The sequence below is a fragment of the Saltatorellus ferox genome (genome assembly GCA_007751475.1).
Classification (GTDB): Bacteria; Planctomycetota; UBA1135; order UBA1135.
Map to the genome: position 1 here is coordinate 2,653,938 of CP036434.1, position 19,822 is coordinate 2,673,759.

18 protein-coding genes are annotated in these 19,822 nt (G+C 68.0%); 5 read left to right on the forward strand and 13 right to left on the reverse strand.

Annotation, left to right across the window (positions count from 1 at the left end; genetic code table 11):
- Nucleotides 1-15: 15 nt before the first annotated feature.
- Nucleotides 16-1,539, reverse strand: coding sequence for a serine/threonine protein kinase (locus tag Poly30_RS09470; protein ID WP_145196606.1), 1,524 nt, complete (start codon nucleotides 1,537-1,539; stop codon nucleotides 16-18).
- A 216-nt stretch (nucleotides 1,540-1,755) separates the two neighbouring features.
- Here Poly30_RS09470 and ettA point away from each other — a divergent pair, with 216 nt between their 5' ends.
- Complete coding sequence (gene ettA / locus Poly30_RS09475; protein ID WP_419191175.1) at nucleotides 1,756-3,417, forward strand: energy-dependent translational throttle protein EttA; 1,662 nt, start codon at nucleotides 1,756-1,758, stop codon at nucleotides 3,415-3,417.
- 27 nt (nucleotides 3,418-3,444) lie between these two features.
- Here the strand turns inward: ettA and Poly30_RS09480 are convergent, their stop codons facing one another.
- The 4 genes from Poly30_RS09480 to Poly30_RS09495 all read right to left on the reverse strand — a co-directional run bounded on the left by Poly30_RS09480 (nucleotide 3,445) and on the right by Poly30_RS09495 (nucleotide 8,444).
- The gene (locus tag Poly30_RS09480) at nucleotides 3,445-3,996 is read right to left on the reverse strand and encodes a type II secretion system protein GspG (protein WP_145196610.1); all 552 of its coding nucleotides are present in this window, start codon (nucleotides 3,994-3,996) and stop codon (nucleotides 3,445-3,447) included.
- Between the two features lie 118 nt (nucleotides 3,997-4,114).
- Nucleotides 4,115-5,332, reverse strand: a complete 1,218-nt coding sequence (locus Poly30_RS09485) for a trans-sulfuration enzyme family protein (protein WP_419191176.1) — start codon at nucleotides 5,330-5,332, stop codon at nucleotides 4,115-4,117.
- Complete coding sequence (locus tag Poly30_RS09490; protein ID WP_145196614.1) at nucleotides 5,329-7,164, reverse strand: amino acid kinase family protein; 1,836 nt, start codon at nucleotides 7,162-7,164, stop codon at nucleotides 5,329-5,331. The genes Poly30_RS09485 and Poly30_RS09490 overlap by 4 nt, the downstream gene beginning before the upstream one ends.
- Nucleotides 7,161-8,444 carry a trans-sulfuration enzyme family protein gene (locus tag Poly30_RS09495; RefSeq protein ID WP_419191177.1) on the reverse strand — a complete coding sequence of 428 codons (1,284 nt, stop codon included), beginning with the start codon at nucleotides 8,442-8,444 and terminating at the stop codon, nucleotides 7,161-7,163. The genes Poly30_RS09490 and Poly30_RS09495 overlap by 4 nt, the downstream gene beginning before the upstream one ends.
- 313 nt (nucleotides 8,445-8,757) lie before the next feature.
- Here Poly30_RS09495 and Poly30_RS09500 point away from each other — a divergent pair, with 313 nt between their 5' ends.
- Nucleotides 8,758-9,594 (forward strand): serine/threonine-protein kinase, encoded by an 837-nt coding sequence (locus Poly30_RS09500; RefSeq protein WP_145196616.1) that lies wholly within the window; start codon nucleotides 8,758-8,760, stop codon nucleotides 9,592-9,594.
- The gene (locus tag Poly30_RS09505; protein ID WP_419191178.1) at nucleotides 9,594-10,415 is read left to right on the forward strand and encodes a PP2C family protein-serine/threonine phosphatase; all 822 of its coding nucleotides are present in this window, start codon (nucleotides 9,594-9,596) and stop codon (nucleotides 10,413-10,415) included. The genes Poly30_RS09500 and Poly30_RS09505 overlap by 1 nt, the downstream gene beginning before the upstream one ends.
- A 245-nt stretch (nucleotides 10,416-10,660) precedes the next feature.
- Here Poly30_RS09505 and Poly30_RS09510 read toward each other — a convergent pair whose 3' ends face one another.
- Nucleotides 10,661-10,939, reverse strand: coding sequence for a hypothetical protein (locus Poly30_RS09510; protein WP_145196620.1), 279 nt, complete (start codon nucleotides 10,937-10,939; stop codon nucleotides 10,661-10,663).
- Nucleotides 10,940-11,112: 173 nt separating this feature from the next.
- On the opposite strand from Poly30_RS09510, the gene Poly30_RS09515 reads away from it, so the two are divergent.
- Nucleotides 11,113-11,607 carry a MarR family winged helix-turn-helix transcriptional regulator gene (locus tag Poly30_RS09515; protein ID WP_145196622.1) on the forward strand — a complete coding sequence of 165 codons (495 nt, stop codon included), beginning with the start codon at nucleotides 11,113-11,115 and terminating at the stop codon, nucleotides 11,605-11,607.
- A gap of 112 nt (nucleotides 11,608-11,719) precedes the next feature.
- Here Poly30_RS09515 and Poly30_RS09520 read toward each other — a convergent pair whose 3' ends face one another.
- Genes Poly30_RS09520 through Poly30_RS09540 form a run of 5 tightly spaced genes read right to left on the reverse strand, consistent with a single transcriptional unit; the run spans nucleotide 11,720 to nucleotide 14,924 of the window.
- Nucleotides 11,720-12,409, reverse strand: a complete 690-nt coding sequence (locus Poly30_RS09520) for a class II aldolase/adducin family protein (protein WP_419191179.1) — start codon at nucleotides 12,407-12,409, stop codon at nucleotides 11,720-11,722.
- A gap of 8 nt (nucleotides 12,410-12,417) precedes the next feature.
- The gene (locus Poly30_RS09525) at nucleotides 12,418-12,741 is read right to left on the reverse strand and encodes a EutN/CcmL family microcompartment protein (RefSeq protein ID WP_145196626.1); all 324 of its coding nucleotides are present in this window, start codon (nucleotides 12,739-12,741) and stop codon (nucleotides 12,418-12,420) included.
- Nucleotides 12,738-13,049: a EutN/CcmL family microcompartment protein gene (locus Poly30_RS09530; protein ID WP_145196628.1), complete on the reverse strand. Its 312-nt coding sequence runs from the start codon at nucleotides 13,047-13,049 to the stop codon at nucleotides 12,738-12,740. The genes Poly30_RS09525 and Poly30_RS09530 overlap by 4 nt, the downstream gene beginning before the upstream one ends.
- A 12-nt stretch (nucleotides 13,050-13,061) precedes the next feature.
- Nucleotides 13,062-13,361, reverse strand: coding sequence for a EutN/CcmL family microcompartment protein (locus tag Poly30_RS09535; RefSeq protein ID WP_145196630.1), 300 nt, complete (start codon nucleotides 13,359-13,361; stop codon nucleotides 13,062-13,064).
- Nucleotides 13,362-13,421: 60 nt separating this feature from the next.
- Nucleotides 13,422-14,924 carry a peptidylprolyl isomerase gene (locus Poly30_RS09540; protein WP_145196632.1) on the reverse strand — a complete coding sequence of 501 codons (1,503 nt, stop codon included), beginning with the start codon at nucleotides 14,922-14,924 and terminating at the stop codon, nucleotides 13,422-13,424.
- A gap of 110 nt (nucleotides 14,925-15,034) precedes the next feature.
- Between Poly30_RS09540 and Poly30_RS09545 the strand changes: the two genes are divergently transcribed.
- A complete protein-coding gene (locus Poly30_RS09545; protein WP_145196634.1) occupies nucleotides 15,035-15,247 on the forward strand; it encodes a hypothetical protein in 213 nt (70 codons plus the stop codon).
- Nucleotides 15,248-15,403: 156 nt separating this feature from the next.
- Here Poly30_RS09545 and Poly30_RS09550 read toward each other — a convergent pair whose 3' ends face one another.
- Both Poly30_RS09550 and Poly30_RS09555 read right to left on the reverse strand, forming a co-directional pair.
- Nucleotides 15,404-16,627, reverse strand: a complete 1,224-nt coding sequence (locus Poly30_RS09550; RefSeq protein ID WP_145196636.1) for a hypothetical protein — start codon at nucleotides 16,625-16,627, stop codon at nucleotides 15,404-15,406.
- Entirely contained in the window at nucleotides 16,627-19,758 is a 3,132-nt protein-coding gene (locus Poly30_RS09555) for a hypothetical protein (RefSeq protein ID WP_145196638.1), read from the reverse strand. The genes Poly30_RS09550 and Poly30_RS09555 overlap by 1 nt, the downstream gene beginning before the upstream one ends.
- Nucleotides 19,759-19,822: the final 64 nt, after the last annotated feature.

Consider the following 19,822-nt stretch of genomic DNA (forward strand, 5'->3'; position numbering starts at 1 on the left):
CCGCTCGGCGGGCACCTATCGAGGACGGATGCCGAGACGGCGGTACATGGTCGCCGCCTCGCGCATCAGGTCCACTCCTTCCTTCGCGTCCTCTTCGGCGAGCACGCTGCCCAGGTTTAAAAGGCTCCACGCCAGGTCCGGGTGATCAGGAGCCGCATGGGCGCCGCGCCGGAACGCGAGCGCCTGGCGCAGGAGTTCAATCCCTTCCGGTTTTCGCCCTTCCACGCAGTAGGCGAGCCCGAGGCACTCCGCGGTTCGCGCGTAGTCGGGATGATTCTCTCCGTGGAGCGCACGCCAGATGCCGAGTGCCTCTTCCAGGGCGGCGATCGCCTCGCCGTTCTGGGAACTCTGGACGAGGAACTCCCCTCGAGCCTGAAGTGCGTGGCCGCGGGCCTCGCTCAGGGTGCCGGTATTGGTGCCGGTATTGGTGCCGGTATTGCTGCCGGTATTGGTGCCGGTCGGGGTGCCGTTGGGGGCTTCGCGCGAACTCGGTGCGCCCACGCCCAGCGTGGTCCTTCCATGGGCGAACTTCGGCTCGTTCCTCCGAAGGGCGAGCTGGCCGCCGAGGCCGATCGCGACGACCGTGACGCTGGTGAGAACGGTCGACTTCCTGTTCCGGCGCAGGAAGCCCGCTGCATGGTCGAGGCTGCTTCGCTGGCGCGCATGGACCGGGAACCGGTTGAGGTATCGGCGGATTTCATCGCCCAGCTCGGCGGAGTCCCCGTAGCGGCGGTGAGGCTGCTTGCGAAGCGCCTTCAGCGTGACGGCATCGAGGTCGCCCTGGATTCTGCGATAGGGGGCCTGATCCGCGGACTGCGCGACGCGTTCGCTCGGGGGAGGGAAGGGCTCGTGGAAGATCGCCTCGCGAAGCGCTGCGGGGGAGTCGAGCGCTGACTCGTGGGGATGAGCCCCCGCCAGGAGCAGGTGGAGCAGGCATCCGAGGGAGTACACGTCGCTCGCGGTCGTGCCCTGGCCACCCCGCAGCTGCTCGGGGCTCGCGTACGCCTGAGTCTCTACGGTCGTCGCTTCCGGCTGAGCGTAGCCGCCGTGTGCTCGAGTGAAATTCGCGACCCCGCAGTCGAGGATTCGCACGTGCCCATCGGACTTCACGAGCACGTGGGCCGGCTTGATGTCCCCGTGGATGACGCCGCGCAGCTGAGCGTGGGTGACGGCTTCGCAGGCCTGCAGGAAGAGGCGCAGCCGCTGGTCGACGTCGAGACCGTGCTCCTCGCAGTACGCGTCGATGGGGAGGCCCACGACGTGCTCCATGACGAGATAGGGCCTCGTCTCCTCGAGGAAGCCGCCGTCCAGAAGCTTCGCGATATGCGGGTGGCGTAGCTGTGCGAGCCTCTCGCGCCCCGCCTGGAAGTCCTCTTGATCCGACGCCTCGGCCATGCGGATCGTGAGGACCTTGATGGCCACGTGCCGCGCGCCTCCCCCTTGAATCCGACGTGCGCGCCAAACGCTTCCCATGCGGCTGGAGCCGAGGAACGACTCCACCTCGAAAGCTCCGAGGCGCTCGCCGCAGAGGTCCTTCACGCGATGAGCCGCACCCTGGGCGCGCTGGGTTCCAGTCCCTTCATGGCGAAGGAATGGTGATGAGGATTTCGTGCTGGCCTGCGGTCGACGGCATGACGTTCGATCCTATCACGGCCCGGGGAAATGCGAAGTTTTCCCATCCCAGGATGCCCGGGGCAGCGATTCGCCCGTGCTGGCTGGCCGGGGATGGGGCCCGCGGATAGGCTCCTCGCCAATATGGCGGAGCGCATTGTCTATCAGGTCGAGAACCTGCACAAGTTCTACGAGCAGCGGGAGATCCTGAAGGGCATCACCTTGGCCCTTCACGAGACCTCGAAGATCGGTCTGATCGGCGCGAACGGAGCGGGCAAGAGCACCTTCCTGCGCATCCTCGCCGGGGTCGACAAGGAGTTCGAGGGCATCGCGCGGACCAACGGTGACATCAGCGTCGGGTACCTGTCCCAGGAGCCCCAGCTCAATCCCGCGAAGACCGTCAAGGGCAACATCGACGAGGCCGTCGATCACCTCCGGGCCACCGAAGCGCGCTACTACGAGGTCATGACCCTGATGGGCGAGGCGGAGGGCGCACAGCTCGACAAGCTCAGCGCCGAGTTCGACCACCTCCAGCACGAGATGGACGTCAAGGACATCTGGAACCTCGAGCAGCATCTGGAACAGGCCATGCACGCTCTCCAGGTACCCCCGCCGGACCGCGACGTGGAGAGTCTTTCCGGGGGCGAGAAGCGACGCGTCGGCCTGTGCCGGCTGCTCCTCGAACACCCTGACATGCTTCTCCTCGACGAGCCGACCAACCACCTCGACGCTGATTCGATTCTCTGGCTGGAGACCTACCTGCTGGAGTACGAGGGCCTCGTCGTTCTGATCACCCACGATCGTTACTTCCTCGACAACGTGGTCGACTGCATGATCGAGGTCGCTGGCGGCCTCGCCACGGCGCACCCGGGCAACTACAGTGACTTCCTGGAGTTCGAGCGCACGCGCCTGGACGTCAAGCGCAAGCACGATGCGCTCCGTGACAAGCGCCTGGAGAAGGAGCTGGAGTGGATCCGCCGCACGCCGAAGGCCCAGACCAAGCAGTCCAACTCGCGGCTTCGACGCTACCAGGAGCTGGCGGACGAGGTCAGCGCCGAGGAGCAGGTGCAGTCGGTCGAACTGCGCATCCCCCCGGGGCCGCGTCTGGGCGAGAAGGTCGTCCACGTTCGCAACCTGAAGAAGGGCTACGGCGATCGGGTCCTCTTCGAAGGCCTGACCTTCGACATCCCGCCGCAAGCGAAGCTGGGCGTCATCGGTGGCAATGGGCGAGGCAAGACCACTCTCCTGCGGATCATCCTGGGCGAGGAGCAGCCCGACGAGGGGCACGTGGAGATCGGCCCGACGGTCGTCACCTCGGTCATCGAGCAGTCCCGCGACTCCCTCGACGACACGAAGACCGTCTTCGAGAACGTGACCGAAGGCAACCAGATCCTGCCCTTCGGCCGCACGACCATGGACGCACGCGCTTACGTGGCTCGCTTCAACTTCAAGGGCGAAGACCAGGCTCGTATCCTCGGCGAGTGCTCGGGCGGGATGCGGAACCGCGTGCTGCTGGCCCGGATGCTGCGCAAGCCCGCGAACCTCGTGATCATGGACGAGCCGACGAACGATCTCGATCTCGACACCCTACGCGTCCTGGAAGAGGGCATCGCGAACTACCCGGGCTGCATGATCATCGTGACCCACGATCGCTACTTCCTCGACAAGGTCGCCACGCACATCCTTGCGTTCGAGGAGGACGGCCACGTGGTCTTCCACCAGGGTGACTTCCAGTCCTATCAGAGCCACAGGCTCGAGGCGCAAAAGGACGCGGCGAGCCCGCATCGAAAGTTCGCGCGGCGATAGCCACGCGGCTCCCCCAGGGGAGGCGGCCTACCAGATCCGTCCTTCGCCGACGTAGAGGGAGTACCACCCCCCGCCCCCGCGGAAGAGGGCCATCCCGGTGGATGTGTTGCCGTCGTCGATGATCGAGTCGATGGCGGTAGCCGTCGCCTGATCCAGGCCGATCAAGGAGACCACGCATTCGTTCCCCGCGGTCCCGTCGTAGTTGAACTCGGGAATGTTGCCCTGGCCGTAGTCGTAGTCGCCGCCCCAGGGGTTCTCTCCGGGCCAAACTTCCAGGTACGGGCCCTTCCAGTTCGCGCGGATGGACGAGGGCACCTGGGCGCTGTTGATCAGACCGGGATCCACGCCGTTGTTGGTCGTAGTGGGGTAGCGACCGAGGTCTTCCTGCATCATCTGCACGGCGCGCTTGATGGCCTTCATGTCGCTTGCGGCCCGCGCGATACGTCCTTTTTCGATGGTACCGCTCACCCTTGGTACCGCGAGGCCCACCAGTATGGTCAGGATCGTGACGACCGTCACCAGTTCCACGAGGGTGAACCCGTCCTGTCTATGTCGAGTGTTGAGCGGAGTGGGTCGCATGTGGAGGGTGTTGCACGGCGGCTGAAAGGATTCGCCTTCGCCTGAGGGTCTTCGGCATGCAGTGCGGCCCGTTTTGAGGGCAGCGCCCTCGTTTCCTGTGGCTTAGGCTCCTGGAGTCTCAATCCGAGTTCGAGACCGCAGCGACACGCTGGCTGGGCTCGGCGACCACATGTCGGGACGCATGGCTCATCGCTTGCCTCAGGTCCTCCAGCAGATCGTCCGGTGATTCCAGGCCGATCGACAGTCGGACGAGGTTCTCGCCGGGCCGGGGCGCCGCCCCCCGGGGAACGGAGGCGTGGGACATGTGGTGGGGGAGCGAGATCGAGGACGACACGCCGCCGAAGCTGACCGCGGTCGAGAAGAGGCGTGCGCCTCGCACCAGCGCTTCGGCGCGCTCGGCCGTGTCGGCTTCCAGCGTGATCAGCACGCCTGCACCGGTCGCCTGGCTCTGGTGCAGCGCATGACCCGGGTGACTCTCCAGACCTGGATAGTGCACGGCCTCGAGTCCGGGCCCACGCTGGAGCGCCTTCGCCAGCTGGAGCGCAGTCGCCTGCGCGCGCTCGATGCGCACGCCGAGCGTCCGAACGCCGCGGGCCAGGAGCCAAGACTCGAACGGCGCGAGCGCCGAACCGTCCGTGTTGCGCTTCTTCTGCAGCGTTTCCGCCAGCTCGGCCGACTGCGTCGCGACCACACCGGCCGTGACGTCGCCGTGGCCAGCGAGGCCCTTCGTCGCCGAATGAATGACGACGTCGGCTCCGAGGTCCAATGGGCGCTGGAGCCATGGCGTCATCACCGTCCCGTCCACGACCACAAGCGCGTCGTGCCGGTGGGCGATCGCCGCGACGGCCGCGATGTCCGTGATCGCGAGGCGCGGGTTCGAGGGCGTTTCGAAGAGCACGAGGCGGACTCCGCCGCGTCGAAGAGCCGCTTCGAGTTGGACCCGACGGCCGAACTCATCGGGTTCGAGGTCCACATGCTCGACCTGGACGCCCGGAAGGTGCCCATGGGCGAAGCGCTGCGTTCCCCCGTAGAGATCGCGCCCGAGCAGCACGCGCTCGCCTGGCTGCACGAGTCGCAGGACCGCTGCGATCGCCGCCATGCCGCTCGCGTAGCACAGCGCGTGCGCCGCGCCTTCGAGTTCCGCCAGCAGCGCCTCGGTGCTGCGGCGCGTCGGATTGTCGGTGCGCGTGTAGTCGAACTCGCCAAACTCGGTCGGGCTCTCCTGGGCGAAGGTCGCCGTCTGGTAGAGCGGCGCCGAGGTCGCGCGGTACGGATCGGTTTCGACGGCGGAGCCGGTTCGTACGCTGGTCGTCCAGCGCGAGGGAGAAGCGCTCACCGTGCGTCCTCCGGCTCGATCTGCTGCGTGGACGGGATCGCGCCTTCCACGAGGCGCAGCCGTCTGCAGACGGCGAATACGTCGCCCATGACCGAGGTGGCCGTGGGCCAGGCGCCCGCGCCGATCCCGCGAAGGACCGTGGGCGGAGACTCGGCGTGCTCCAGCACGACCGCGTTGGCGGCGCCGCTCAGCTCGAAGAGCGGATGCCCGGGAGCGACGGACTGCAGAACGATGCTCGCGATGGAGCCGATCTCGGTCAGGTGAACGGCACCGACGAGGCGCAGTCGGCGACCCTCCTCGCAGGTGATCCCGGCGGGCACGCCGGACGCGAGCGAGTCGCGACGGATCCAGCGCAGCTTCGCGTTCGGCGCGTCGAGCCAGCCCGCGGCGCGCGCGAGAAGTTCGAGCTTGCAAGCGACGTCGCTACCGTCGAGGTCGCTCGTCGGGTCGGCCTCGGCGAGGCCGGCCGCGCGTGCCTCGTCGATCGCGGCTTCCCACGAGCAGCCAAGTCGAAGGCTCTCCAGGATCGCGTTGCTCGTTCCGTTGAGCACGCCCGTGATCCCGACCAGGCGTTCGGCGGGCGAGCTGGACGCCGCGCAGCGTGCCACCGTCTCGAGCGCAGGCACGGAGCCGCCGACCGCGGCCGAGGCGAGGAACTGCACGCCGTGCTGGCGCGCGACGCCGCTCAGACGCGTGCTCGCCCTGGCGACCGCGACCTTGTTCGCGGTGACCACGTGGAGGCCGCGCTCCATGAGCTGGGCCATCCAGGACGCTGCGGGCTCCGCGCCACCGGTCGCCTCGACGACGAGTTCCGGGCCGCTGGCGAGGACGTCGTCGAAGGACTCCACGATCAGCGGCCGCGCGGCCCTGGGGCGATCGATGTCGCTCCCGCGTCGGACGAGGATGGCGGTCACGTGGAAGAGGTGCGGCGCGCTGGAAAGCTCGGCGAACACGCGGCGGCCCACGGTGCCGAGTCCGAGCAGCGCGACGCGGAGCGGACGGCGAGGCGCGGTCGGACTCTGGGCCGACGTCGGCGGCGCGCCGACGGTCGTGCCGCGTGCGCCCACGAGGGCGCCGGGCCCGACGACGCGGATCTCCTGGCCCCTGCTCTCCGCGAAGGCGAGCGCGCGCCGCTGGAGCACGCTCGCGTCCAGTGACTTCGCGTCCGCATAGCTGACTCGGGCGAGGCGGCGCGGGGGCGCGCCTTTCGCGTCCGCGACCTGCTGCGAGGGATCGCTCGTGTAGAGGCCTTCGACGTCCTTCACGAGGACCACCGGCGCGCCGATCGCGTCGGCGACGAACACGGCGGTCAGGTCCGAGCCCCCGCGTCCGAGCAGCGCAAGGTCTCGGTTCACGTTGTCCTCGGCGGCGATGAAGCCGGGCAGGCAGACCACGGGGGCCTCGGCCAGCAGCGCCTCCAGCGCGACGATGTCCATGTGGGTCGGCTCGCACGCGTCCTCGTCGACGGGCTCGCCGCGATCCAGCGACTCGACGAAGGGCCCGGTGTTACGAACGTCGGCGATGCGCGCCGGGAGGCCCGAGCGCTCCAGCGTGGCGGCGAGCAGCGAGGCGGTTTCGATCTCACCTGTGCCGAGCAGCGCGGCGCGCTTGCGGCGCGCTGCGTGCGGATCGCCGGACGCGCCGCGCGTCTCGCGCTCCAGCGCGTCGAGCGTGCTGGCGAGTTCGTCGGTGCGTCCGTAGAACGCCGAGGTGACCGCGATGACGCGACGGCCCTCGCGCACTTCGCGGTAGATCGCGTGGACGGCGCGAACGAGGTCGGCGTGGCCGCGCAGGAAAGAGCCTCCGAACTTCAGCACGATGACGGAACTCACGACGCCACCTCCTCGGAGACCTTCGCCGACCCTCGCGAGGGAGTTTCCCTCTGGGACGCGTCCAGCGCTCGGCAGAGGTCCGCGATCAGATCGGCCGGATCCTCGAGGCCGATGGACAGACGCACGAGACCCTCGTCGATGCCGGCGGCCTTGCGCTGGTCAGCTGGGACGTCGCCGTGGGTCATGGATGCAGGGTGAGTGGCGAGCGTTCCGGGGGCGCCGAGGTTCTCGGCCACGAGGACGAGCCGCAGGCTGCCGAGGAAGCGAACGGCCGCGTCGAAGCCGCCGCGGATCTGAAGCGTCACGATACCGCCGTGGAGCTGGATGCGCCGCCCGAAGCGGTGCTGCTGTTCGGCGAGTTCCCTCTGGGGGAAGCTCGCGAGGCCGGGGTGACGGACGGTCTCCGTGAACGGATGGGCCTCCAGGGCCTCGGCGACGACGAGCGCGCTCTCGCAGTGCTGCTCGTAGCGGAGGGGCAGCGTCGTCAGGCCGCGCAGCGTGAGCCATGCCTCGAACGGGGACTGGGTGCTGCCGACCGACTTGGTGATGCGACGAAGGCGTGTCAGCAGGGCCTCATCACGCGCTACGAGGGCGCCGCCGAGCGTCGCGTCGTGCCCCTCGATGAACTTGGTCGTCGAGTACACCGAGACGTCGGCGCCGAGCTCCAGCGGCTGCAGGCCGAGCGGTGTCTGGAAGGTGTTGTCGACCGCGAGCAGCGCGCCGGCCGCGCGGGCGGCGATGGCGGCCACGTCGACGAGTTCGAGCGTCGGGTTGGCGGGCGTCTCGATGAAGACGAGGCGGGGAGCGCCCGCGAGGGCGGCGTCGACGCTCTCGGCGTCCGTGGGGTCGAAGAAGGTCGCCTCGATCCCGAGTGGGTCGAGGATCTCCCGGGCGAGTCGGACGGTGCCGCCGTAGACGGCCCGGGCGATGGCGACGCGGTCGCCGCCCTGGAGGACGCCGAGGAAGAGCGCCGTGATCGCGGCCATGCCGGTCTTGTGGCAGACGGCGGGCGGGGCGCCCTCGAGCGCGCCGAGGGCTTCCTCCAGGGCCGCGACGGTGGGGTTGCCGGCCCGGCTGTAGGTGAAGCCGAGGTCGCCTCCGAGGCCGGCCTGCGCGAAGGTGGTCGTCTGGTGGATGGGGGCGACGACGGCGCCGGTGCTGGGGTCGGGGCGGCGGCCGGCGCGGACGTAGGCGGTTCGCTCGGAGGTGCCCGTCCGGCGAGGGGCGGGGGGTGGTGTGGTGGTCGGTCGGGGGCTCATGGCGGCAAGGGGGGACTTCACGTCGATTTCGATCTTCGATGGGGGCCGCGGCTCGCGGCTCCTCCATGACCCTCGGTTCGGCGCCGGGATCGGTCAATGCAGCCTGGGGGGTCCTTTAGTAGATTTATTTCCCTTGATATCCGGATATGATTATATGTTGATTTTTAGATGGGTTGCTCGCGCGGCGCTCCGGGTGCCCGTTGACCAGCTCGGCAGCTGACAGGGCCGATGCTGCCCGGCCACACTCGGCGGAGCCTCCGGAACCGGGTCCACATATGTCGTGATCCGGATATGGACTTCTTTGCGTCCGGAGCGTCTCTATGATCGCCCACGCATGACCTCCACCGCTCGCAGTCTCCGCCCTCGCCAGCAATTCGGGCAGTACAGGATCCAACGCCGTCTAGCTGCAGGCGGGTTCGCCACCGTCTATGCCGCCACCGACACGATCGCGGATCGGACGGTCGCGCTGAAGGTGCTGCACGAGGAAGACGTGTCGTTCACGGCGATTCAATCGGCCACGTCCGGACCACTGGCCGACATCAAGCGCGAGGTGCGAATGGCCGCTCGCCTGGAGCACCCGAACGTGCTCGGGATCCGAAACGCCACGGTGATCGAAGGGCGCTTCGTCCTCGTGACGGAGCTCGCGACGGAGTCGCTCGACGACCGGCTCGGGAGACGGCTCGGCCCGCGCGCGGCGCTCGACATCGCAGGGCAGATGCTCGAGGGGCTTGCGCATGCCCACGAGTGCAAGGTCGTGCACTGCGACGTCAAGCCGGACAACGTTCTTCTGTTCCCCGAGGGCAACGTGCGGATCGGGGACTTCGGCCTGGCGCGGCTCGACAAGGGAAGGCTGGAAGGCTCCGGGTCGGGGACCATCGGCTACATGGCGCCCGAGCAGGCGTTCGGGCGGCCCAGCGTTCGCTCGGATGTGTTTTCGGCCGGGCTCGTCATCTATCGGATGCTCGCGGGCGAGACGCCTGAATGGCCGTTCGAGTGGCCCTACGCGGGTGCGACGAGGATCCGGGCCGCCGTGCACCGCGACATGATCGACGTGCTCAAGCGTGCGATTCAGGTTCCCGAGCGCAAGCGCTTCGCCTCGTGCGTGACGATGCTGGCGGCGTTCCAGAAGGCGCGGCGGCACGCGCTTCGCTCGACCCAGCGAGGTGCCTGATGGACTCCCATTCCAAATGGATTCGTTACCCGAAGACCGAGGGGACGGACACGGAGCCGACGTTGCTCCATGGCGAGGGGTTTCAGGTGTGCTGGGTGAGCGCGCGTGATCCGCTCAAGGACGTGAACCAGGACGGGGCTCTCGTCATCGATCTCGGGCCCCGCGGCATCATCGCCTGCGCGGTCGATGGCATGGGCGGGATGGCGAACGGAGCTGAGGCGGCCGCCATCACCGTGGAGTGCTTGCAGGCCGCGTTCGCGGGGCCGGTGGAGAGCCGCCGCAGCGCGCTCGTCGATGGGTTCGAGGCGGCGAACGAGCGGGTCGCGCGCGAGCTCAAGGGCGCGGGTGCGACGGCGGTGGCGGTGCTCGTCGACGTTGAGTTCGTCCAGACGATCCACGCGGGCGACGCGGAGGCGCTGGTGATGGGGCAGCGCGGGAAGCTGAAGTTCAGGACCGTCGCGCATTCGCCGGTCGGCTACGCGATGGAGGCGGGGCTGCTGGACGAAGAGTCCGCGCTCGCGCATCCGGAGCGACACATCGTGTCCAACGGCATCGGGCTCGAAGGCATGCAGATCCAGATCGGGCCGCGGATCGATCTCTCCGCGAAGGACACCGTGATGGTGTGCAGCGACGGCATCACCGACAATGCCTTCGAAGGGGAGATCGTCGATACGCTGCGGCGTGGGGCCCTGGAGGCGTCGACGCGGAAGCTCTACGAACTCTGCCGCCACCGGGCGATGCAGGCGAGTCAGGGGCTGGGCGAGCCCGGCGTGCCGGGGAAGTCCGATGACATCACGCTGATCACGATCCGGCGGCGCTGAGACATGGAGCGGCTGCTTTGCGCCGCGCTGCGCTGCGGAGCCGGTCGAACCGGTCCGCAGCTGAGGTCTTCGAACGGGGTGCTAGTGCCCTGAATCAGAAGTTCGTCGCTTTAGTTTCAGTCTGTTTCGTTTCGTAGCAAGGCGTCCGAACCGCAGTGCGTAGCAGTAGTTCCGTCCAAGGTTCGGCAACGCAGCTACGGAGCGAAACAGGCGAAACTAATGCGACGAACTTCTGATTCAGGGCACTAGCCGCGCCTGCGCTTCTTGCTCTTTTGCGGCGCCTCGTCGTCCAGTAGAGACGACTCGCTGAAGTTCTCCTCCCATTCATCGGAGTCGTAGCGCCAGGCTTCCGAGCCGATGTCTTCCATGCCGTAGCCGTCGTCGTCGCTGTACTCGACTTCGCCCAGACCCTTCGGCCCCTTGCGACTCCGGCGGAACCGTGAACGTTGACGCTGGCTCTTCGAGGGAGACCAGTCGCCGTCGTTGTCGGAGGATTGCCAGTACTCGCTCTTTTTCTTACCCATCTGAAGGACGCGATTGAATCGCTGGTTCAAGGAGCCCCGCCGCGCCAGGGGCGCGAGCCTCGGAGCTCCCGTTCGGATCTTAGCTCGACTTCAAGTATCTTGATATCAAGGAATCCTCGCAGAAATGCGAGGTGTGCCTCAGGGCGGATCTCGCGCCTCCCTATGCTGCCTCGATGCAGGAGAGGGAGGACAACGTGGACCGGATGCTGGCCCAGTGGGGGAAAGAGCGACCGGACATCGATACGTCCGGGATGGCGGTGGTCCTGCGGGTCCTGAGGGTCGCCAGCCACCTTTCGGAGCGCCTCAAGGCCGTCATGGCGCCTTCAGGTTTGGCTCCTTTTGAGTACGACGTCCTCTCGGCCCTCCGGCGTGCGGGCCAGCAGGGCGGCCTGACCCCCACGGAGCTGTGCGAGGCCGCCCAGCTCACCTCGGGCGCCATGACCCACCGAATCAACCGCCTAGAAACCCGGGGCCTCGTGAGGCGCGTGGCCAGCGGCTCGGACCGCCGAAGCGTGACGGTCACCCTGACCCCGAACGGCCAGACCCTGGTGGACGGAATCGTGGGTGCGCGAATGAGCGACGCCATCGACTCCCTCTCCGCCCTGAACAAAAAAGACCGCGCCGACCTCGCCCGCCTCCTGCGAAAGATCAACGCGAACCTCCCCTGACCCGACCCGTCCCTAGCCGACACAAACGCACCTGGTCCGTTTGTTCCGGAACAAACGGACCAGGTGCGTTTGTTCCGGAACGGACGGACCAGGTGCGTTTGTGTCGGGTTCGTCAGAGGCCGCAGCGGTTTTCTAGCGTGTTGCGGGTCTTGATGCCCAGCATCGAGCGCGTTTCCAGCATTTTGCGGACCGCTTCTTCTGGGAGGGGTTCGAGGCCGCCTTTGGCCACGTGGGCCAGCCAGAGGATCTTGGCGGTGTGCTCGAGCATGTCCAGCTTCTTGTACGCGTCCATCAGGTTCGCGCCGAGCGTGACCGAACCGTGGTTCTGCATCATCATCACGTCGCTGCACCGGACCAGGCTCCGGATCGTTTCCGGGAGTTCGGGCGTTCCTGGCGTTCCGAACGGCGCGGTCGGGATCCCGCCGATCGTCACGATGATCTCCGGGATCACCGGCATCTGCATGTCGATGCCTGCGATCGTGAGTGCCACCGCGTGCGGCGGATGTGCGTGGAAGATCGCCTTGCAGTCCGGCCGCTCCGAATAGGCGACCAGGTGAATGCCCACCTCGCTGGAGGGGCGCGGGCCGTCGTCCAATGCGCGGCCCGTCATGTCCACGTGGGCGATGTGGTCCGGCTCGAGGAAACCCTTCATGGCCCCCGTCGGCGTGATCAGGATCGTCCCGTCCGACATCATCGCGCTGATGTTCCCGTCCGCTCCGACGATGTAGCTCCGGTCATAGCCGAGCTTGCCAATCCTGCAGATCGCCGTCCGGATCCGGGCCTCTTCTTCGCTCCAGCGCATCGCGTGCATCAGATCGTCTCCGCTTCCTTTTGGGCCCTGTGGTCGTAGACCACGCGGCCTCCGATCTCGACCTCGTCGACGAAGCCGACGATCAGTGTTTTGACCGGCGCATCTCTTGCACCGAGGATCTGCCGACCCGAGTTGCCCTCGTCGATGACCAGGACCCGATCGCCGACGCCCGCTCCAATCGTGTCGATGGCGACTCGGGGCTTGCGCTGGACCGCGGATCCCTCCGGTGTCACCGGACGCACCAGAAGCAGCGTCCGACCGCGGAGCGCAGGCACGACTTCCGCCTGGGCCACCACCGTTCCAATGACGTCTGCGAGGATCACGCCGGGCCTCCTGGCGTAGGGTCCAGATCCAGCTCGCGCCCGCCGCTCGTCACCTGCTCGACGAAACCGGTGATCGCCACGTCCACGGGCACGAAGGTCTCGTCCGGCAGCGCGAGCGCAGCCTCGCGACCGTCGATGAAGTGCACCAGATCCCCCGGTCCGACGTCGAGCGCACACGCCGCCACGAGCTGCTCTCCCGTCGACTCGCCGTCCTCGTCCAGCGTCTCCAGGAGCTGGAGCTTCACGCCCTCCAGCCCTTCGTAGCGGACGGTCGCCACGAGGCGCCCGGTGACTCTACCGATGTACATCGAAGGCCAGCGCTACGCGCCGCTCCACTTCTCGTACACGTTCTTGCCCGACACGTCCCACGAGTCCACGATCGCCATCACGACCGCATCGCAGGGCTTGTCCTTGGTGATGTTCGTCTGACGCGCCGAAGATCCCGTCGCGTAGAGCACCAGATCGCCGGGCCCTGCGCCGACCGAATCGACCGCGATCACGTACTGATCCCTGGGCTGGTTCTCGTGACTGCGGACCTGGACGACCAGGAGCTTGTGGGATTCGAGCTGCGGATCCTTCTGGGTCGCAACGACGCTTCCGACGACTTCGCCTATGAGCATGGGGGAGAGGGGCTTCCTGGGAACCTGGGGGAGGCTTGGGTGAAAGGCCGAAAGTCGACGTCAGCGGGGATCGAGGTACGTGGCGACCGACCTGCGGTCGAGCGTTTCGTTCAGGAAGCGACCGCGCAGTTCGCGGTGCACGTGATCGCGCATCTCCGGCCAGGTCGGCGCCGGAGTGCGGGCTCCGAGCATGCCCAGCAGGACGCCATTCTCGATGCGGATCGGTCCGATGATCGTTCCAGCGATATCGTCGGGGGTCGCGTCCACGACCGCGAAGGCCGCGCTGCGCAGGTCGGCGAGTTCTTTCGAGGACCCCGCGCGCGTGATCTGGCCGAGGAGGCCGCCGCGTTCGCGCGTCGACTTGTCCTGGCTGTGTATCTCGACGACGCGGGCAAAGTCCTCCGGCCCCGCGATCGCGGCCTTCATCTCCCGCAGCTCCCGCTCGACCTTGCGGAACGAGGGCACCAGCGGGTTGTCCTCTTCTTCGGTCGCGTTCTTGAAGAGCACGCTCAGCTCCACCGCCTCACCGAAGCGACTATCGAAGAAGTCGCGCTCCTCTTCGTAGACCTTGCGCAGCGACTCGTCGTCGTGGCGCCGGTCGACGGCCTCGTGGGCGAGGGCCGCCGCGCGGATGGCGGGATCGAGCCGCAACGCCTCGATGGAGAGACCGCGCGCTTCCAGAAGCCGGTCGTACGCGACCCCCTGGTAGTCCGGATTGGCCGAGGCCTCGGCGGCGCGCCGCTCGATCTCGCGATCCAGCGCCTTGTTGGCGCCCTCGGCCGTGACCTCTGGCATGCGCGCACGGACGGCGCGCTCCAGCAGGATGAGGTAGCACGCTTCACGCTCATCCGCGTCGTCGACCTGGGACCTCAGGTGATCGCCGAATTCCTTGCGCGTGATGACCACGTCGCCGGAGATGCAGACGACGCCCTCGTCCCAGGGATGCTCGCGCGGCTCGAAGCCGCGGTCCTTGAGCTCTTGCTCCAGCCAGATCTGCTGCTGGTCGCCGCTGACCTCACCGCCCGCCGGGATGCCGAGGGCGCGGCGCGTCAGCGTTTCATGGATCATCGAGAGCTCGAGGTACTCACGGAACTGCTCGAGTTCCACGCCCTGGGACGCGATGAACTCCTTCAGCCCGCCCGCCGATCCGGCGGCCTTGGCCTCCACATCGAGTTCGCGGTACCGATCGTCGAGCATCGCCTCGGTGATCTCGATCCCCTCGGCCCGGCCCTTGGCCCGGATCACGCGCAGCTCGAGGAGCTGGCGCAGCGCTGCGTCGCCGTTCGGTCCCTTGCCGTCCCGCCAGATCAGGAGGGTGTTCAGGTCCTCGAAGGTCACGATGCCGGCATCGCCCTCGAGCAGCCCGCCTGGGCCAGCGACCTCACCGACGGCGCGTGCGGCGAAACCCTCTTCGTTCACCGTGACGGAAGCGCCAGCGTCCTGGGCCACGGCGGAAGGGTGCGCCAGGGGGAAAAGGACTGCGGAAGCTGCAGGAAAGGCGGCCGGGCCGTGGGCGGCCAGAGCGAGCCAGGCCGCGGTCGCGGCGGTCGAGCGGGACATCATGGTGCCGCACAGCATACGGCCGCTGGACGGCAGCGGGAAGATGTACTGGCCGCACCTCTCCAACTCGTCGCGGCTCTTCTGGAGGTACGGGACACGTTTTCTACACCGTGATGGCCTGTTTCTGCGACAACCGCGCGGACCGCATGGTCTCGAACGACAACTTCGGCGGCCTGTCAGCGATCGACAACGTGACGGGCCTTCGGGAGGTCAACGACGTGAACTCCGGGCAGTTCATGCACCCGGGCGTGACCTACCGATTCACGATCTGGTCCGAATCACGAAGCTCTCTATCGAGGGCGTGCTGGAGGGCGCGTCGAGCATGAAGCATCTTGCTCAGGCTCTCATTCGATCGGCCGCTCGACCTGGGCCGATAGCGCTCCCGCGAGCGGTCCAGAATCGAAGTCGACCCGCAGAGTCAGCATGTCCCGTTCGGAATCATCGAGGTCGGGCACTTCCACGAAGGCCGGGCAGAGCGTGCCTCACAAGAACTGCGACGTGTAGGTGACGAGGGGGTCCTCGCCCGCTCCGAGCAAGGACACGGTGCCCTTCAACTGGGACGGGCCGATCCAGCCGCGGCTGCCGCGGTAGGCGTTTCGGATCAGCAGTCGGTCGGCTCCCAGGTAGAGGTAGGGCTGCGCGCGGACGGAGTCGGCGATGGTGAGCGTCTTGGCGTTCTCAGGAAGCGCAAGCTCGAGGCTGAGCGCTTCCCGCACGGGGTCCAGCGTGAGGGCGCCGCCCGCGGCGACCCGTCGCCAGGAGGCCTCGGTGGGCCGGAACGCCTCGGAGAAGACGAAGGTCCAGTCGGGCTGTTCAGGGTCCTCCTCCGACGGGGAAAGCTGAAGCGTCAGCGTCGAGAGCCGGTAGTCGCCCGTCGGCACCTCGGTGGCGCGGGCGTGCTCTCGGACGGACACGACCGTGCCGTCACGGCCCACGAGGATCGCCTCCACGGAGCGGACGTCGTCGCGGATTTCGGCGCCGGCACGGTGCAGCGCGATCTCGATCGTTCCGAACTCGTTCGCTTCCGTGAGGCGCAGGCGATCGCCCTCTCGGTTGGACCGGACCGCGTAGCGCACGCGGCCGCGTTCCTCGGGGAGCGTCAGGAACGGGAGCGATGAGTAGAGCTCACCGAAGGCCGCCCATTCGCCGTCGCCGTTCCGATCGATCCAGAGCTGGTCGCCGTGGTCGCCAAAGAAGCCGTTCACGTTGCTGTCACGGCGCCTGACGCGTGTTGCGTCCTCGCCGATCGAGATCTCGCCTTCCAGCCAGCCCAGCGTCGACGCCGCGAGGATCGAGGCGGACTCGTTCAGCTCGAAGCAGAGCCGCCTCGGCAGCGGGTTCGTCTCGCCCTCGGCATTGCGTACGTGGGCGCTGAGCGACACGTCCCAGGCGCGCGCGTCCTCGGAAACCTCCGGGACGAGTTCGTCGTTCGTGATGACGAGATCGCGGTTCTGATCCAGGTAGAGCGCCGCTGCGCCGGATTCGTGGAGGTCCAGCACTGCGGTGACGCGAACGGAGTCCGGTTCGCCGTAACGAAGGCGCGCGAAGCGCTGCCTGTCTCCGGTCAGCGCGACAGCGATGCGGACGTCCTCGAAAGCGGTGCTCACCAGCGGAAGCGCCACGGGTGACGGATGGCGCATCGGCGCGCCCTCGGGCGGCACGATGTACGCGAGCTGGGCGGCGAAGAGGAGCGAGGAGACGAACATCAGAGCCCCTCCTCACCGGGCCACCAGCTGGCGGGAAGCAGCTTGCAGGATGGGAACAACCGCCCGATCGGATCCGACGACCTCGCGAGCGCGCTCACGCCCGCCCGGAGAGCGAGGTCCCGGAGGTCTCCCGGGAGGTCCTCGAGCCTGGCTTCCAGGTTCTCACGATGGATGAGCGCCAGTGCCGTGCCGATCGTATGGATCTGGCTGCGCGCGCCCCGAGTTCGCGGCCCGTCCGAGGCGAGGGCGACGATCCAGGGCTCGAGGATGGCCTGCGCGATCGGAGGGCTGTGTCCGCTGAGCGCGATGGCGAGGCAAGCTTCCGCGTTGGCGAGCGCCTCGGCGTCGAACGATGTGTAACCACCCGAGTGGCGGGGTACGCCCAGCGCGCGGACCTGCCAGCCCTCGAAACCCGCCGGATCCACGACGTCGGCGATGCCCATGAGGAACGCGGCCACGGCCACGGGATGATGCCTTCGGACGTAGCTCGCACGCGCGTCTTCGTCGAGCCGATCGAAGGCCCGCAGAAGCGCCTCGATCGCCTCGTCTCGCGAACCCCGCTCTGCCAGGGCGAGCGCGATCAGGCCGTAAGGAATGCCCGACGTCGCGTATCGATCGGCGATCTCGCTCGCGCGGCGCGCGTCGCTCTCCGCCATGTGGTACACGATGGCCGGGAGCGCTCGGTCGATGTAGAACTGCACGTGCTCGCCCTTCAGGCTGGCCAGCATCTCCTCGCTCGCCTCGATGTCGACCTTCGCTAGCCACGCGGCGGCCCGTGCGATCGCCCGGTGGCGGTCGGAGTCCTGCCGGGCGGACACGACCAGCTCCAGGCCGACCTCGCGGTTCTCCAGGAAGACGACTGCGCCCAGCTCCGCCGCATCGAAGGTGGATCTACCGCTCTTGGCGAGCTTCTTCGCCGTCTCGATGGCGGGCTCCCATACGGTGCGAGCCGCCTCACCCTCGCCCAGCTCGACGAGGCCCCGCGCGATGAACGCCGCCCGAAGGACCTGCCCCGAGGCGTCAGAATCCTCGGGGACCTCCGCGCTGGCGCGGGACAGCGCTTCCCATGCCGCCGGTTTCTCGAGGTAGGGGGCCGCTCGATACGCGATGCGGGCGCGGCTCCGAGCGATCTCTTCGCGGCCAACGAGCGCCAGCGCTTCGCCGGGGCGCCGGATGGCCACCCTTGCCGCGAGCATCGACAAGGCGCGGCTCGAGATCGTCGGGTCCTCGCACACGCCGGAATCGAGGAAGGCCAGGACGCCATCGGGGTCGGCGTGCATGAGGGGTTCGAGCCATTGGACGACGCTCTTCGGATCCGCGGCCAGTGACTCCGTTACCCTGGACCAGGCGAGCTTCTTCACCAGGAGCGTGTCGGCGTCCTCCGCTCTGGACGGACGCGCAGCCGTCAGTTCGTGGGCCTCCAGGTCGACGTCGGACGATTCTGCCGTCCGCAGGTTCTGCCCGAGAATGGCTGCCTCGATCAGACCATCACGTTCGAAGAGCACGATATCGGAATCGGACTCGCCCCCGAGGGCGGTGAACGTGCCGTCGCTCTCCACGGGCGACCAGAACTCGCTGGTTCGCAGCCGGACGCGCAGTTCGCCTTGGTCGACGATGTCCACGCCGGACGCGGTGAGCTCCGGAGTGATCCACCGCTCGATGGCTGGAAGAGTGATGCCCGCGGCGAGTTCTTCCGCCGGGAGAAAGGCCGTCATACCGGGGAGGACCCGGCGCCTGTCGGCATCACTCCAACCCTCGAAGCGAATCGCGTAGAGGCCTCCGGGCGCGAGCGCGCGCTCCAGAACGATCGCTTCGTCCGCGCCGCTCGCCCGGGAGAGGCTACCGCCCACGATCAGAGCTCCCTCGACGTTCACGTACGTCAGCGCGTCTTCGCCCACGAGTGTCAGCCGAAGGCGGGGCGCGGGTTCATCGCCCTGCCAGACGGACTCGACCCGTGCGCACGGCGCAGGAGCGAGTTTCAGCTTCGCAGGCTTGACCGCGCTCCCATCGCGGGGTGCGGTGACGCCCACGCGTCCGATGCGGCCCCCTCGATGGCCGATCAGTTCGAAGGGATCCTCCGGGACGACGGGGCCGACCCGGAAGGACCCGTCGGGCCCCGCGACGGCGGTCAATACGCGAAACTGTCGAGCTTCTCCCCTGCGCGCGGCCGTGATCCACGCACCCGCAGCCGCGCTCCCGTCTTCGTTCATGGCCCGCCCGTGAATCCAGGAGCTGGCGCCGGGCCGAGTCCCGGCGAGGCTCGCCGGGAGCACGCCTTCTCCCTCGGGCCTCAGCAGCAGCTGACCGAGATGGTCAGGAACGGACGCCGTCCAGGGACCGTCGCCCTTCAGCTCGAGCACGTCGTGAAACTCTGCCGTCAGCGTCCGCGCTTCGAAGGAGGGAACCTGAAGCCAGGCACGCAGGGAAGTGCGAGTCCCCGCCTCGATCGTGGCGGCGCCCGCGTCGGGCCCGCTGATCGCCCTCTCTGTCGGCCGCGGCAGGACCAGCGTGCCCGGGAAGTCCCCGGCGCTTCGGTCCATCCAGGTCAGCCCGAAGCGCCCTGATTCGGGCAAGGCGATGATCAGCTCCACGATCGCTTCGGATGCGAAAGGGAGCGTCACGCGCCCCTCACCGTCCGTTCGAAAGAGGCAAGCGTCCGACCAGATCTCCGGAGAGATGCGCAGGCCGCTGCCGGAGTCGGGATAGGTGAGCGCGGTCGGGAAGACTCGCACTCCGCGGTAGGGGGTGCCGGACGGATCCTCGACGGTGAACTCCGTGGAGCGGAGCTCTGGCAGCCAGGGTTCGAAGGGGACGCCAGCCGGCACGTCATCCGGCGCCCATGAGGCCCGGAACGCGCCGTGCCCTTCCTTCCAGACGAGGACCGATAGGTCGCACAGGACGCCGGCCCTTTCGATCCATTCCGTTGGAATCGTCAGCTCGAACCCGCCGGTATCCGTGCTCGTGGCCGAGGCAACGAGTTCCCACTGGGGCCCGGTGGGCACTGCCTCCTGGGAGCTGAGCCAGAGCCTTGCGCCGCCGACGGGTTGGCCCTCGCAGTCGAGGACGCGGCCCATGATGAGGTGGCCGGGGGAGAGAACGGCGAGAGCGAGCGGGACGAGGCTTGGCAGCATGGATGCTGCCAACGTACGTGTCCCGGCGCGGTTCAGCCTTTCCGCGGGGCCGAATTCGACCGGT

Excerpts from the sequence above, each read along its gene's own strand:
- ettA (WP_419191175.1), top strand. The coding sequence starts at position 1,756 with ATGGCGGAGCGCATTGTCTATCAGGTCGAGAACCTGCACAAGTTCTAC.
- Poly30_RS09480 (WP_145196610.1), bottom strand. The coding sequence starts at position 3,996 with ATGCGACCCACTCCGCTCAACACTCGACATAGACAGGACGGGTTCACC.
- Poly30_RS09500 (WP_145196616.1), top strand. The coding sequence starts at position 8,758 with ATGACCTCCACCGCTCGCAGTCTCCGCCCTCGCCAGCAATTCGGGCAG.
- Poly30_RS09505 (WP_419191178.1), top strand. The coding sequence starts at position 9,594 with ATGGACTCCCATTCCAAATGGATTCGTTACCCGAAGACCGAGGGGACG.
- Poly30_RS09510 (WP_145196620.1), bottom strand. The coding sequence starts at position 10,939 with ATGGGTAAGAAAAAGAGCGAGTACTGGCAATCCTCCGACAACGACGGC.
- Poly30_RS09515 (WP_145196622.1), top strand. The coding sequence starts at position 11,113 with ATGCAGGAGAGGGAGGACAACGTGGACCGGATGCTGGCCCAGTGGGGG.
- Poly30_RS09520 (WP_419191179.1), bottom strand. The coding sequence starts at position 12,409 with ATGCGCTGGAGCGAAGAAGAGGCCCGGATCCGGACGGCGATCTGCAGG.
- Poly30_RS09530 (WP_145196628.1), bottom strand. The coding sequence starts at position 13,049 with ATGTACATCGGTAGAGTCACCGGGCGCCTCGTGGCGACCGTCCGCTAC.
- Poly30_RS09535 (WP_145196630.1), bottom strand. The coding sequence starts at position 13,361 with ATGCTCATAGGCGAAGTCGTCGGAAGCGTCGTTGCGACCCAGAAGGAT.
- Poly30_RS09540 (WP_145196632.1), bottom strand. The coding sequence starts at position 14,924 with ATGATGTCCCGCTCGACCGCCGCGACCGCGGCCTGGCTCGCTCTGGCC.
- Poly30_RS09545 (WP_145196634.1), top strand. The coding sequence starts at position 15,035 with ATGGCCTGTTTCTGCGACAACCGCGCGGACCGCATGGTCTCGAACGAC.
- Poly30_RS09550 (WP_145196636.1), bottom strand. The coding sequence starts at position 16,627 with ATGTTCGTCTCCTCGCTCCTCTTCGCCGCCCAGCTCGCGTACATCGTG.
- Poly30_RS09555 (WP_145196638.1), bottom strand. The coding sequence starts at position 19,758 with ATGCTGCCAAGCCTCGTCCCGCTCGCTCTCGCCGTTCTCTCCCCCGGC.